At 48.9% G+C, this 13,277-nt stretch carries 13 protein-coding genes; 1 reads left to right on the top strand and 12 read right to left on the bottom strand.

The genetic code is table 11. From position 1 onward, the window contains the following. Window positions 1–2: 2 nt before the first annotated feature. From CWB98_RS08910 to rsmD, 12 genes are all read right to left on the bottom strand, one after another. The gene (locus tag CWB98_RS08910; protein ID WP_138544553.1) at window positions 3–830 is read right to left on the bottom strand and encodes a DUF2797 domain-containing protein; all 828 of its coding nucleotides are present in this window, start codon (window positions 828–830) and stop codon (window positions 3–5) included. Between the two features lie 109 nt (window positions 831–939). After that, window positions 940–2,223 carry a phosphoribosylamine--glycine ligase gene (gene purD, locus CWB98_RS08905; RefSeq protein ID WP_138544552.1) on the bottom strand — a complete coding sequence of 428 codons (1,284 nt, stop codon included), beginning with the start codon at window positions 2,221–2,223 and terminating at the stop codon, window positions 940–942. A gap of 15 nt (window positions 2,224–2,238) precedes the next feature. After that, on the bottom strand, window positions 2,239–3,063 hold the full coding sequence (locus CWB98_RS08900) for a class I SAM-dependent methyltransferase (RefSeq protein WP_138544551.1): 825 nt from the start codon (window positions 3,061–3,063) through the stop codon (window positions 2,239–2,241). A gap of 103 nt (window positions 3,064–3,166) precedes the next feature. Next, complete coding sequence (gene purH, locus CWB98_RS08895; RefSeq protein WP_138544550.1) at window positions 3,167–4,753, bottom strand: bifunctional phosphoribosylaminoimidazolecarboxamide formyltransferase/IMP cyclohydrolase; 1,587 nt, start codon at window positions 4,751–4,753, stop codon at window positions 3,167–3,169. A gap of 240 nt (window positions 4,754–4,993) precedes the next feature. After that, window positions 4,994–5,284 (bottom strand): DNA-binding transcriptional regulator Fis, encoded by a 291-nt coding sequence (gene fis / locus CWB98_RS08890; RefSeq protein WP_010374122.1) that lies wholly within the window; start codon window positions 5,282–5,284, stop codon window positions 4,994–4,996. A gap of 15 nt (window positions 5,285–5,299) precedes the next feature. Then, entirely contained in the window at window positions 5,300–6,271 is a 972-nt protein-coding gene (dusB, locus tag CWB98_RS08885) for a tRNA dihydrouridine synthase DusB (protein ID WP_138544549.1), read from the bottom strand. Window positions 6,272–6,513: 242 nt separating this feature from the next. Continuing rightward, window positions 6,514–7,386, bottom strand: coding sequence for a 50S ribosomal protein L11 methyltransferase (gene prmA / locus CWB98_RS08880; RefSeq protein WP_138544548.1), 873 nt, complete (start codon window positions 7,384–7,386; stop codon window positions 6,514–6,516). Window positions 7,387–7,478: 92 nt separating this feature from the next. Further along, window positions 7,479–9,323 carry an RNA polymerase sigma factor RpoD gene (rpoD, locus tag CWB98_RS08875; protein ID WP_138544547.1) on the bottom strand — a complete coding sequence of 615 codons (1,845 nt, stop codon included), beginning with the start codon at window positions 9,321–9,323 and terminating at the stop codon, window positions 7,479–7,481. Window positions 9,324–9,426: 103 nt separating this feature from the next. Then, complete coding sequence (dnaG, locus tag CWB98_RS08870; RefSeq protein ID WP_138544546.1) at window positions 9,427–11,184, bottom strand: DNA primase; 1,758 nt, start codon at window positions 11,182–11,184, stop codon at window positions 9,427–9,429. Window positions 11,185–11,257: 73 nt separating this feature from the next. Then, window positions 11,258–11,704: a GatB/YqeY domain-containing protein gene (locus tag CWB98_RS08865; protein ID WP_046004287.1), complete on the bottom strand. Its 447-nt coding sequence runs from the start codon at window positions 11,702–11,704 to the stop codon at window positions 11,258–11,260. A gap of 18 nt (window positions 11,705–11,722) precedes the next feature. Continuing rightward, a complete protein-coding gene (gene rpsU / locus CWB98_RS08860; RefSeq protein ID WP_010362466.1) occupies window positions 11,723–11,938 on the bottom strand; it encodes a 30S ribosomal protein S21 in 216 nt (71 codons plus the stop codon). A gap of 230 nt (window positions 11,939–12,168) precedes the next feature. Beyond that, a complete protein-coding gene (rsmD, locus tag CWB98_RS08855; RefSeq protein ID WP_138544545.1) occupies window positions 12,169–12,747 on the bottom strand; it encodes a 16S rRNA (guanine(966)-N(2))-methyltransferase RsmD in 579 nt (192 codons plus the stop codon). Between the two features lie 284 nt (window positions 12,748–13,031). Between rsmD and CWB98_RS24590 the strand changes: the two genes are divergently transcribed. Further along, the gene (locus CWB98_RS24590; protein ID WP_283241201.1) at window positions 13,032–13,166 is read left to right on the top strand and encodes a hypothetical protein; all 135 of its coding nucleotides are present in this window, start codon (window positions 13,032–13,034) and stop codon (window positions 13,164–13,166) included. Window positions 13,167–13,277 lie beyond the last annotated feature (111 nt).

Genomic DNA, 13,277 nt, shown 5'->3' with positions numbered 1-13,277 from the left:
ATTTAGTCCAGGCTTACCGAGACTTCGTATGAAGTGAACTTGCGGATATTGATCACACCGGTGTCAAAGATTAGGTACTGACCTTTAATACCTTGTAAGGTACCGCTGACAACCGGCTCTTTATCAAAGTTAAAAGAGCTGATTTTACTAGGGTAGCTGGTAACCGGGAAGTTCAGATCTACCACGTCTTCATCCAGCCGCTCAATGGCCGTGGCGCCAAATAGCTCCGCTAATTCATCCAGCTTTGCTTGGATCTGTGGGATAAGCTCTGCTGCGGATGCTTTGAGGTCCAGCTCAGGATTTATGCCCTTGAGCATATTGCGCCAGTTGGTTTTATCGGCAATAAATTCCGCCAATGCCACTTCAACCAAGCCAGATTGCAATCGGGTCTGTACTTTGAAGATGGGCACTGCCTGTGTGGCACCCTGGTCTATCCAGCGGGTTGGGATCTGGGTATGACGAGTGATACCGACTTTAAGACCGGACGTATTTGCCAGATAGACGTAATGCGGGATCATACAGTGGGTTTCGCCCCACTCAGGTTCGCGGCAGGTGCCCTGATCGTAGTGGCAGGTTTCTGGCTTCATGATGCACATATCGCAGCTGGCCAGCTTTTTCATGCACACAAAACAGTGACCCTGAGAGTAGCTTTTCTTGGTTTTCTTGCCACAGTTACAGCAGAATATATTGCCGCTGAAGGTGAGCGTCAGACGCTTGCCAATCAGGTCATTCAATGGCAACAGGTCGTCGCCTACGGGTAGCTGATAGTTTATGGTTGGTGCTGATGCACAATTCAATTGTGCCTGCATCTTACGTAGAGTACCTTGCATCTTTACGCCCCTAAAGATGGTTGAAATAGGCGATCCTAGCAAAGCACGACACAGAGGTGAAGGAAGGGAGGAAATAAAAAACCGGGTCCGTGACCCGGTATGATATAACTTATTGCTCGCGAGCAATGGCACGATAGGCGATATCGGTACGGTATTCAACACCGTCCCAGCTAATCTCCTGTACCAGCGCATACGCGCGCTTTTGGGCTTCTGTTACCGTATGACCTAACGCCGTGGCACACAATACACGTCCACCTGCAGTCACCACTGCGTCACCATCTTGCTTGGTGCCTGCATGGAAGACTTTCTCACCTTCCGGGTAAGCAACACGCAGACCAGAGATAGCGTCGCCTTTCGGATAGCTGCCCGGGTAGCCCTTAGCCGCCAGTACAACGCCCACAGCAGCACGAGGATCAAACTGAATCTCAGTTTGATCCAGTTCCTGACGGTTTGCTGCTTCAATCAGGGTCACCAGATCAGATTGCAGACGTAGCATGATAGGTTGCGTTTCAGGATCCCCAAAGCGACAGTTGTACTCGATCACTTTTGGCGTACCGTCTGCCGCAATCATCAGGCCTGCATACAGGAAGCCCGTGTAAGGGTGGCCTTCTGCCGCCATGCCTTCAACGGTAGGTGTGATCACCTCATCCATGATGCGCTGGTGGATCTCTGCGGTTACAACCGGAGCTGGGGAGTACGCGCCCATGCCGCCCGTATTAGGACCTTCGTCGCCATTATAAGCGCGCTTATGGTCTTGGCTGGTGGCGAATGGCAACACGTTCTTACCATCAACCATTACGATGAACGAAGCCTCTTCACCTTCGAGGAATTCCTCGATCACCACGCGGCTACCAGCTTCACCAAATGCATTACCCGCTAGCATATCGCGAATAGCGTCTTCTGCTTCAGTTTCAGTCATTGCCACGATCACGCCTTTACCGGCAGCCAGGCCATCTGCTTTGACGACAATGGGGGCGCCTTGTGCTTTGACATAGGCCAGAGCAGGTTCGATCTCTTCAAAGGTCTGATAGGCCGCTGTCGGGATCTGGTGGCGTGCTAAAAAGTCTTTAGTAAATGACTTAGAGCCTTCCAGCTGGGCTGCACCCTGAGTCGGGCCGAAAATAGCGAGGCCGGCTTCACGGAAGCGGTCTACTACGCCGATCACCAGTGGCGCTTCAGGGCCAACAATGGTCAGCTCGACCTTATTCTCTTTGGCAAAAGCCAGCAATGCATCAATGTCTTCCACACCAATGGCGACATTGTGCAGTTTTGGCTCAAGTGCCGTCCCTGCGTTGCCAGGCGCAACAAAGACGGTTTTTACAGATGGGTTTTGTGCAGCCTTGAACGCCAGAGCGTGTTCACGGCCGCCGCTGCCAATGACAAGTATATTCATGGCAATTGATTCCTATTAAAGCTTCTTGAATTTCAGGGTCATTCGATCGCTTTCCCCGATGGCTTTGTACTGCTCGGCCTTTTCATCACCCAAAGCTAAACGTGGTGGTAAAGTCCACACGCCTTTCGGGTGGTTGGCACTGTCCAACGGGTTGGCGTTGATTTCACTGCTTGCAACTAGTTCGAATCCAGCTTGTTTAGCAAGACTGATGACATGGTTTTGCTTCATATAACCAGAATTTTGCTGATCTTTATCATCGCGGTGATCAGGCAAACGGTGCGCAACAACACCCATAGTTCCACCTGGTTTCAGTGCTTTATTGAAAGCTTGAAAGGCAGACAATACACCTTCGTCACCCTGACGCATATACCAGTTATGTACACTGCGGAAGATGAGCACCATGTCGGCGCTGCCTGCAGGTGCGATATTGGTGTGAGTGCCGGGTGCAAACTCAGTGACTTTAACTTCACTAAAACGCGCATCTTCTGCGATTTTTTTCTTGAAGCCATCCAGTGAACGTTTGAAGTAGCCTTCACTGTTCTCTGGGAAGTGCGCCGCGTAGTAGGTACCTTGGCCTTTAACAACCGGTGCCAGAATTTCACTGTACCAGCCGCCACCTGGGGCAATTTCAACGACTGTCATGTTTGGCTGAAGGCCAAAAAATGCCAGTGTCTGTTCAGGGTGACGATACTGGTCACGAGCCCGGTTCTCAGCTTTACGCTCTGCGCTTGCAACAGCTGAGGTGATCTCGCTGGGTGCACTGCTGTCAGTCGTGCTGTTACAGCCGCTCAGGGCGGTCAGAATGCCTGCTGCGATGATAGATTTAATGGCAAATTTCATAGTCAGTTCCTTCACTGTCATTATTTTGATTGTCTGTGAATCACAATACTGGAAATTAGCGCAAACAAAAAGCGCGAAACGGTGAAGGTTTCGCGCTCATCGATTAGTGACGGAAGTGGCGCATGCCAGTGAAGACCATGGCCATGCCCGCTTCATCGGCTGCGGCAATGACTTCCTCATCACGCATTGAGCCGCCAGGCTGGATCACCGCAGTAATCCCGGCTTCTGCTGCAGCATCGATGCCATCACGGAATGGGAAGAAGGCATCAGAGGCCATCACAGAGCCTTTGACTTCCAGATTCTCATCTGCGGCTTTGATACCGGCGATTTTCGCAGAGTAAACACGGCTCATCTGGCCGGCACCCACACCAATGGTCATGCCATCGCGTGCATAAACGATGGCATTCGATTTAACGAACTTGGCGACTTTCCAGCAGAACATCAGATCTTTCAGCTCTTGCTCGGTTGGCTGGCGCTTAGACACGACTTTCAGATCGCTCGCCTGAACCATACCCTGGTCGCGGTCTTGAATAAGCACACCACCATTAACGCGTTTTATGTCGACACCAGTTGTTGCCGTTTGCCATTCACCACATTCCAGTAGACGGACATTTTTCTTCGCCGAAACGATTTGTGCTGCCGCATCAGAGATTTTAGGCGCGATGATCACCTCAACGAACTGACGTGAAATAATGGCTTCTGCCGTATCAGCATCCAGTTCACGGTTGAAAGCAATGATGCCACCAAATGCAGACGTTGGATCGGTTTTGAAAGCGCGGTCATAGGCGCTCAGGATATCTTTGTCTTCTGCCACACCACATGGGTTGGCGTGTTTAACGATCACACAAGCAGGTTCTGAAAAGCTCTTCACACACTCAAGGGCGGCATCGGTATCCGCGATGTTGTTGTAAGACAGTGCTTTACCCTGAATCTGTTTCGCCGTTGCCACTGATGCTTCTTCAATGTCGTTTTCAACATAGAAGGCCGCATCCTGGTGTGAGTTTTCACCGTAGCGCATATCTTGCTTTTTGGTGAACTGCATATTGATGGTACGCGGGAACTTAGTGTCTTCGGCAGCCTCTTCAGTGTAATCCGGGACCATTTTACCGAAGTAATTGGCGATCATGCCATCGTACTGGGCTGTGTGCTCATAGGCTGCAATGGCCAGGTCAAAGCGCGTTTTGTACTCGGTTGAGCCATTATTTGCTTTCATCTCGCTGATAACGCGGTCATAGTCAGAAGCATTCACAACAATGGTTACGTCTTTGTGGTTTTTCGCTGCGGCGCGGACCATAGTCGGGCCGCCGATGTCGATATTCTCAATCGCATCTTCCAGTGAGCAGTCAGCTTTTGCAACGGTTTGTGCAAAGGGGTATAAGTTGACTACCACCATATCAATGGCTGAGATATTGTTTTCTGCCATCACGCCTTCGTCCTGGCCGCGACGTGCCAAAATACCACCGTGGATTTTCGGGTGTAGGGTTTTGACCCGGCCGTCCATGATCTCCGGGTGACCGGTGTGGTCAGATACTTCAGTAACAGGAATGCCGTTTTCGGCGATGAGTTTACAGGTGCCGCCAGTTGATAGCAGTTCAACGCCTTGCTCGCTCAGCGCGCGGGCAAATTCAACGATACCGGTTTTGTCAGACACGCTCAGCAGCGCGCGACGAATTGGACGATGTATATCCATGATGGTTCAGGTTTCCTCAATGATAAGTTAAGGGCTAGCTTAGAAGTGCTGTATTTTAGCCTAACTTGGCTCAGAAAACGATTGAAAATGCGTGAGTGAGATTGAGAAAAACAGAGTTGCTTTTCGCTGTGTGTCTTTAATTGTCGGTAAGTGTTTTGTTTGTGGCAATAATCTGCCAGAGAGGAGGGGAAACAAAAAAAAGCACCCGCAGGTGCTTTTTTTAATTCTGACAGGAACAGATTAGTTCATGCCGTACTTTTTCAGTTTCTTACGCAGTGTACCACGGTTGATACCCAGTAAGATGGCAGCACGAGTTTGGTTACCACGTGTGTAAGTCATTACTTCTTCAAGTAGTGGCGCTTCAAGCTCAGAAAGAACCAACTCATAAACGTCTTGTACGTCCTGACCGTTAAGCTGTTTCAGGTAGTGGTGTACAGCTTTTTTCACTGCATCGCGAAGTGGTTGCGGTTTCTCTTGTGACTGAACATGAGCGTTAGTGATAAATGGAGAAGTCACATTTTGTTCGAACATCTTTATGTCTCTTTCTTAGTTAGCTGCTAGTGTTTCAAAATAGTGTTCTAATGTCTCGACCTGCTCAGTGGCATCGTCCAGCGCATTGAATACTCGCCTAAATTGACCTTCTTGGTCATGGGCCTGCAAATACCAGGACACATGTTTGCGTGCGATGCGTACACCCATTGGCATACCGTAGAATTGATGAAGGTTCACTAAGTGCTCCATCAAAATACTGCGTACCTCGGATAACTCCGGGGCAGCAAGCGTTTCTCCAGTACGCAAGTAATGGTCTATCTCCCGGAAAATCCAGGGACGACCTTGGGCTGCTCGACCAATCATGATGGCATCTGCGCCCGTAAATTCCAGCACCTGTTTGGCTTTTTGTGGAGAATCTATATCCCCATTAGCCACAACAGGAATGCCAACCGCCGCCTTGATCGCTTTGATCGTGGCATACTCGGCTTCGCCTTTATACATACATGCACGGGTGCGTCCATGTACGGCTAAAGAAGCAATGCCATTACGTTCGGCAATGCGGGCAATCTCAATACCATTGCGATTTTCTGGATCCCATCCTGTACGGATCTTTAGCGTGACCGGGACATCGACTGCGTTGACCACAGCCTGAACTATCTCTTCCACTAGTTCCGGATATTGCAATAGTGCTGAGCCTGCCAGCTTTTTATTCACTTTCTTAGCGGGGCAGCCCATATTGATATCTATGATCTGCGCGCCATTGCTGACATTGAACTGTGCGGCCTGTGCCATCAACTCGGGATCTGCCCCGGCAATTTGCACAGAACGGATACCCGACTCACCACTGTGATCCATGCGGTTCATCGACTTATCGGTTTTCCATACCTTAGGATTTGAAGACAACATTTCTGACACCGCCAGTCCAGCACCTAAGCGCCGACATAATTGTCTGAAAGGTCTGTCGGTGATCCCCGCCATTGGCGCGACCATTAAGTTGTTTTCAAGTTGGTAAGGACCAATACGCACTGCAGTTCAATCCGCCTCTTTTCAAGGGGCGCTAAGTTTACGGTTTTTTTTGCAAAAATCAAAGGCTATAAATTGAACATAAGTGCTTTTTTTTTGAGCTTGACGGGTTGACTTTTTATAACAAACTGACTGAACGTCAGAATTGCTTTAAAATTGACCGCTTTTCATTTGGATGAGATGAAGGAAGCACTGTAAAAAATGCGTAAAGCCTGTTAATTAAGGGCTTTACGCGTGATAAGGCACTAACCTTTTTTTCCGCTCACTCGGGTCCATTCGCCTTCCTGAGCAATGGCATCAAGAGTAAGAAACGGAGCATAGACATCGGCAACCGATTGCGCCTGCTCTTCCAGAATGCCTGACATGGCAATTTCGCCATCAGGTTTGAGGAATCCGAGGATGACCTCATGGAGTTCTCTGAGCGGCTGTGCCAGGATATTTGCGACTACAATATCCGCAGAGAAATCAGGTTGGTTCTCAGGCAAATACACTTCCAGCTGTTCGGCTACGCCATTGCGTGCCGCATTGTCTCGGCTGGCAACCAAAGCCTGTGGATCGATGTCGATGCCGATCACTCGCTCTGCGCCCAGTTTGATCGCCGCGATCCCCAGGATCCCTGAACCACAGCCAAAGTCGACCACAGTTTTGCCACTGAGGTCCTGCTGTTCCAGCCATTTCAGACATAATGCTGTTGTGGCATGGGTACCTGTACCGAAGGCGAGCCCTGGGTCGAGTAGTACATTGACGGCATCCGGATCTGGCACATCGCGCCAGCTGGGACAGATCCACAAGCGTTCACCAAATTTAATAGGGTGGAAGTTGTCCATCCACTCTCGTTCCCAGTCTTTGTCTTCAAGCTGCTCCAGCTTATATTTGAGCGGCTGATCACTGGCTGTTTTTAAATAATCGACTACAGCTTGCATATCGTGATTTGCTTCAAATAAACCAATGACGATGGTCTGTGGCCATAACAGGACTTCACCTGGCTTAGGTTCATAAATGGGGTTATCTTGTCCGTCAATATAGGTGACAGACGGGCAGCCGATTTCCATCAACAGATCGCTGTAATGGTCGGCACTGGTTTTATCGGCATCAATGCGGATCTGGATCCAAGCCATAGTTCTTACCTATTTATAAATTGGGTCTATCTATCCCAGAGTAAACTAAAAAGGCCGCAAATGCGGCCTTTAATGATTCTGAATGAGCGCGTTTAGCCTTTTACATCCAGGAAGCTCTTAAGTAAGTCAGAGCGTGAAGGGTGGCGCAGCTTACGCAAAGCCTTAGCTTCAATCTGACGGATACGTTCACGTGTCACGTCAAACTGCTTACCTACTTCTTCCAGCGTATGGTCAGTGTTCATGTCGATACCGAAACGCATGCGCAGTACCTTCGCCTCACGTGCCGTCAGGCCGGCAAGTACTTCATTGGTGGCACCACGTAAGCTTTCCATCGTGGCTGAATCCACGGGCGACTCAATCGTTGTGTCTTCAATGAAATCACCCAGATGCGAATCTTCATCATCACCGATTGGTGTTTCCATGGAGATTGGCTCTTTGGCAATTTTCAGCACTTTACGGATCTTATCCTCTGGCATCATCATGCGCTCTGCCAGCTCTTCCGGACTGGGCTCACGACCCATTTCCTGTAGCATCTGACGAGAGATACGATTCAACTTGTTGATCGTCTCAATCATGTGTACCGGAATACGGATAGTACGTGCCTGATCCGCAATAGAGCGGGTGATTGCCTGACGGATCCACCAGGTTGCATAAGTCGAGAACTTGTAACCACGGCGGTATTCGAACTTATCAACCGCTTTCATCAGACCTATATTACCTTCTTGGATCAGATCCAAAAATTGTAGGCCACGGTTGGTATATTTCTTGGCAATCGAGATCACCAGACGTAAGTTAGCTTCAACCATCTCTTTTTTCGCACGGCGGGCTTTGGCCTCACCAATGCTCATGCGGCGGTTGATGTCTTTAATACGTTCAATGCTCAGGCCAGTGCTTTCTTCAATCGCAGTTAATTTGTTCACACAGCGTTCAATCTCTGGCTTAACGTCTGCCAGTTTAGCTGAATGTTTGTCACCTGCGGCAATTTCCGCATCCACCCAGGCCATGTCTGTTTCATTATTAGCAAAGTGCTTGATGAAGGTTTTCTTCGGCAGCTTTGCAATCTGCACAGCTTGCTTCATGATGATACGTTCTTGTACACGAACGCGATCCATCATGTCGCGCATGTTATTTACCATGCGGTCGAACTGTTTTGGTACCAGCTTGAACTTACGGAAAAGCTCGCCAATCTCCGCGATGGCCGCTTGAGAATCCGGGTGTGCACGACCTTTTACTTCAAAACACTTACGCGCGTTGTTGTATAGGGTTCTTAATTCTTCGAAGTGCTCGCGTGCAATTTCAGGATCCGGGCCTGTATCTGCATCTTCTGAATCGTCGTCGTCTTCATCGCCATCATCATCTTCATCATCTAAGTCTTCTTCGCTTAGCTCTGAACCGATGTGAGTTGCTGAAATCGGGGCTTCATCATCTTCTAACGAGTCAAAGAAACCAGAAACGATGTCGCTCAAGCGCATCTCTTCGGCTTCGTATTTGTCCCATTGTTCAAGTAGGTAGGTAATTGCTTCGGGATATTCAGCAACAGAGATCTGTACCTGGTTAATCCCCTCTTCAATACGCTTAGCGATTTGAATCTCGCCCTCGCGTGTCAGCAGCTCAACCGTGCCCATTTCGCGCATGTACATACGCACTGGGTCTGTGGTTCTGCCGATTTCTTTTTCTACCGTTGCCAATGCGGCAGCCGCTGCTTCGGCTGCATCCTCGTCGGTCGTGGTTTCCTGCATCATCAGTTCATCGGCGTCAGGAGCAGACTCTGCTACCTGGATACCCATATCATTGATCATGCTAATGATATCTTCTACCTGATCCGAATCTATGATGTCTTGTGGAAGATGATCGTTAACTTCTGCAAAAGTTAAGTAACCTTGCTCTTTACCTTTCTGAATCAGAAGTTTGAGTTGTGACTGAGGAGATTGATCCATAGAGATTATTGCTTCCACTCTGATAAAGTTGTTACAACGGGCGTCAGCTAAAAACCACACTATTTTGGTTGACGCAGTGAATAGAACATTATAACAGCAAAAATTATTTTTGACCAGTTCTTCGCGCACCTAACGCTTGGGTCAGAAGCGCGCATTCCAGTCGTTCATCGCTGTTTAAGCCTTCGGTTTTGTCTTTTATTAATAAGGTCTCAAGGCGCAAATTTAAACACTGATCTTCAATAAACTGAAAAGTATTTTTAAATTCATCAACCAGCTTTTCTTCATCTATATTGTGTTGCCAGGTAGCCAGTTTGTTCAGTGCTGCGTATTCCGGCGTGTCCCGAAAAGCTTCAAGAATATGCGCTGTTGTATAATCGGGTCGCGATAAACAGGTCGCCTGCAAAGTCAGGAACAGCTGCATACCGGGTAAGGGCAGCTCCGCCAGTTCGGGTAAGTGCTCAACGACTGAAGCCAGACTCGGATGTTGTAGTAGCAGGCCGATAGCTCGACGCATTGGTGTCACTTTAAACTTGCGCTCTACGGCATGCTGCTTACGGGGGGTTGCCAGTTTGCTGCTAAGCTGCTCGCGAGTGCGGCCAATCAAGCGTGCCAGGGTGGTCAATAAAGATTCCTGATAATACTCGCTGGGCAGTTTTTCAATCAATGGCAGCGCTTCACTGAGTAATTTGGCTTTGCCGGCATCTGTGGTCAAATCACATTGTTCTGACAAACGGGCGAACAGCACTTTACTGTAATCTTCAGCGTTTGCCAGACGCTGCTCAAAGGTTTCTTTGCCTTCTTTTTGCACCAAGGAATCTGGGTCTTCGCCATCCGGGAGAAACACAAAGCGCAAAGACTTGCCGTCTTTAAGATTAGGCAGGGCATGCTCAAGTGCCCGCCAGGCGGCATCTTTACCTGCGCGATCCCCATCGTAACAGCAGATTACTTGATCGGTATTACGAAATAAGGTTTGCATGTGTTCGGCGGTCGTCGCTGTGCCCAATGCCGCCACGGCATAGTCGATGCCATATTCTGACAGAGCGACGACATCCATATATCCTTCGACAATCAGTACTTGCGTTAGCTGGCGATGAGCCTGCTTTGCTTCGTAAAAGCCGTACAACTCAAAGCTTTTATGGAAAATTCTTGTTTCCGGCGAGTTGAGATATTTTGGTCCCTGATCTTGTCCCATAACACGACCGCCGAAGGCAATCACCCGCCCGCGTTTATCACGGATGGGGAACATCAGTCGGTCGCGGAAAAAGTCAAACTGACGGCCCGGTGACTTTTCTGTCGCAAGTTTCAATTCAACCAGTTGCTGACGTTGAGCCGGATTACGTGCCAGCGTGCGAATAAGTTGATCCCACTCGGGCGGCGCAAAACCCATTTGAAACTTATCGACGGTTTGCTGGGATAAGCCACGGCCAGAAATATAGGCCTTAACCTCTGCTGATTTTTGATGCTGGTTAAGCTGTTGTTGATAAAAGCGCGCGGTTTGCTGCATCAGGTCGTAGTCGGACTTTTTCTCTTCGAAGCTACGTTGTGGCCCACCCAGACCTTGCTCTCTGGGGATCTCCAGGCTGAATTGCCCTGCCAGTTCTTCAATGGCATCGACAAACTCCAGCTTGTCGTACTCCATTAAAAATGAAATAGCATTGCCGTTGGCACCGCAGCCAAAACAGTGATAAAACTGTTTGTCACGAGAGACAGTGAAAGAGGGAGATTTCTCGTTATGAAAAGGGCAGCAGGCCTGATAATCTTTGCCGGCTTTTTTCAGACCGATACGGTTATCGATTAATTCAACGATGTCGGTTCTGGCCAACAAGTCGTCGATAAATTGTCTTGGAATTTTTCCTGCCATTTTTACCCTATCGCTTAGACGAAGAAACCGAGCGCTAGGCTCGGTTTACTCATAATCATACTTGATGCGGGGCTTATGCGCTAAGTTTCTGTTTAATTAAACCTGAAACTTTACCCATATCAGCACGACCTTCAGCTTTTGCTTTGATCACGCCCATTACTTTGCCCATGTCCTGCATGCCAGCGGCGCCGGTATCGGCAATTGCAGAATCGATCAATGTTGCTATCTCTTCTTCACTCAAAGGTTGAGGTAAGAAGGACTCCAGCACAGTGATCTCACCAGCTTCTACGTCGGCTAAGTCTTCGCGGCCAGCGTCTTTATACTGAGTATAAGAATCGCGGCGTTGCTTTACCAGCTTCACTAAAACGGAGGTAATACCTGCGTCGTCCAGTGTTGTTTGGTTGTCGATTTCTCGTTGCTTAACTTCAGCAAGGGCAGCACGAATCGCAGTAAGACGAGGTTTGTCTTTGGCTTTCATTGCTGCTTTTTGCGCGTCTTTTAACGTAGCTAACAGGCTCATATGCAAGACTCGCAGCGATTAGTATAATTTAACGCGACGTGCGTTTTCGCGAGAAAGCTTTTTCATGTGACGCTTAACTGCAGCTGCTTTTTTGCGCTTACGCTCAGCTGTTGGCTTTTCATAGTGCTCGCGACGACGAACTTCTGAAAGGATACCTGCTTTTTCACATGAACGCTTGAAACGACGAAGTGCTACGTCAAACGGTTCGTTCTCTCTTACTTTAATTACTGGCATTAAAAATTCACCTACCTAATTAGTGAGCTTTGCTCTAACCGACCAAAAAACGGTCAATTGGTTCAAAAATGGTGCGGTATTGTAAGCCGAAGCATCACCGCATGTAAAGTCCAAATTATAGTTAAAATTGCAGCAGCTGTCATGCCCAAAGCCCGATGCGAGATTGGGTACGAGCATTTATACTAAACTGCCCATTATTTCAGCTATTTAGCCTTGTTATTGCTGAGCGACTAAGTGCGCTGAAAGAGTCGGCAACAAACCTGACCCGCCAGCTTTTCCTTTAAAATGGTCCAGTTTTCGGGGAATTCTGGGGTATTTTCGCGTTCAAACTCAACATAAATCAGAGCATCTTCGCTTAGCCAGTGATTGGTTTCGAGTAAAGCACAGCTAGTTTGTACCATATCGCGCCTAAAAGGCGGGTCAACAAAAATCAGATCATAAGCATGTGGCGCCTGAGAGGCCAGTTTAGCTAAGGCGTCGCCGTGCTCAACCTGGGCATTGTCCAGCTTAAGAGTGACAATATTTTGTTGTAACTGTTGAGCAACCTGCTTGTCGAATTCGAAAAAAGTGGCACTGTGGGCAAATCGTGACAAAGCCTCAAACCCCAGACTGCCGGAACCCGCAAAGCAATCTAATACTTTGGCATCTCTGACATCCTGCATCAGCCAGTTGAACACGGTTTCTTTTACTCTGTCGGTGGTTGGCCTGAGCCCCTCAACATCTTTAACGGGCAACTTACGACCCCGAAATCGACCACTGATCAAACGAATATGCCCGGATACCGGCTTTTTTGACTGCTGCTTTCTCATTTTTTACCAACTGCGTGCAAAAGATAACGCTCAGTATACCGTATCCGGGCAGGTGTATAGCAAGGTTTATTGCTGTGCCTGAGTGTGATCTGCACAGATATCATTAAGCTGTGATTTTTCATCCTATTGGAACATGGTACACTGTCGGGCAATAATGACAGAGCTTGTTATCAGCCATGTACATGGCCTGTCAGGTCTTCCACCAGAGCGCTTGTGCGCATGGATCATCTGCGCCAATAAGTTCTCACTAATTGATTGCACACTAAAACGGTATTTAGCGAGTTATGGGTAAAAAGAGCAAAATTCTATCCTGGTTAGGGTTCGGAAAGTCAGACAAAAAACAGCAAGAAGCTGAACGAGAAGCCGCTCGCTTAGCCGAGGAGCAGGCGAAGCGTGAAGAAGCCGAGCGTTTAGCCTAAGAGCAGGCAGCGCGTGAAGAAGCGGAGCGTGTAGGGGGGGGGGAGGGGGGGGGGGGGGAGGCGGGGCGCGGGGGGGGGGGGGGGGGGGGGGGGGGGGGGGGGGGGGGGGGG

Source organism: Pseudoalteromonas rubra (assembly GCF_005887115.1).
In the GTDB taxonomy this organism is placed as follows: domain Bacteria; phylum Pseudomonadota; class Gammaproteobacteria; order Enterobacterales; family Alteromonadaceae; genus Pseudoalteromonas; species Pseudoalteromonas rubra_F.
This window is presented reverse-complemented; position numbering and strand designations above follow the sequence as displayed.

Bases quoted from the DNA above. Each gene is read 5' to 3' on its own strand.
- CWB98_RS08910 (WP_138544553.1), bottom strand. From the start codon at position 830: ATGCAAGGTACTCTACGTAAGATGCAGGCACAATTGAATTGTGCATCA.
- purD (WP_138544552.1), bottom strand. From the start codon at position 2,223: ATGAATATACTTGTCATTGGCAGCGGCGGCCGTGAACACGCTCTGGCG.
- CWB98_RS08900 (WP_138544551.1), bottom strand. From the start codon at position 3,063: ATGAAATTTGCCATTAAATCTATCATCGCAGCAGGCATTCTGACCGCC.
- purH (WP_138544550.1), bottom strand. From the start codon at position 4,753: ATGGATATACATCGTCCAATTCGTCGCGCGCTGCTGAGCGTGTCTGAC.
- fis (WP_010374122.1), bottom strand. From the start codon at position 5,284: ATGTTCGAACAAAATGTGACTTCTCCATTTATCACTAACGCTCATGTT.
- prmA (WP_138544548.1), bottom strand. From the start codon at position 7,386: ATGGCTTGGATCCAGATCCGCATTGATGCCGATAAAACCAGTGCCGAC.
- rpoD (WP_138544547.1), bottom strand. From the start codon at position 9,323: ATGGATCAATCTCCTCAGTCACAACTCAAACTTCTGATTCAGAAAGGT.
- dnaG (WP_138544546.1), bottom strand. From the start codon at position 11,184: ATGGCAGGAAAAATTCCAAGACAATTTATCGACGACTTGTTGGCCAGA.
- CWB98_RS08865 (WP_046004287.1), bottom strand. From the start codon at position 11,704: ATGAGCCTGTTAGCTACGTTAAAAGACGCGCAAAAAGCAGCAATGAAA.
- rpsU (WP_010362466.1), bottom strand. From the start codon at position 11,938: ATGCCAGTAATTAAAGTAAGAGAGAACGAACCGTTTGACGTAGCACTT.
- rsmD (WP_138544545.1), bottom strand. From the start codon at position 12,747: ATGAGAAAGCAGCAGTCAAAAAAGCCGGTATCCGGGCATATTCGTTTG.
- CWB98_RS24590 (WP_283241201.1), top strand. From the start codon at position 13,032: ATGGGTAAAAAGAGCAAAATTCTATCCTGGTTAGGGTTCGGAAAGTCA.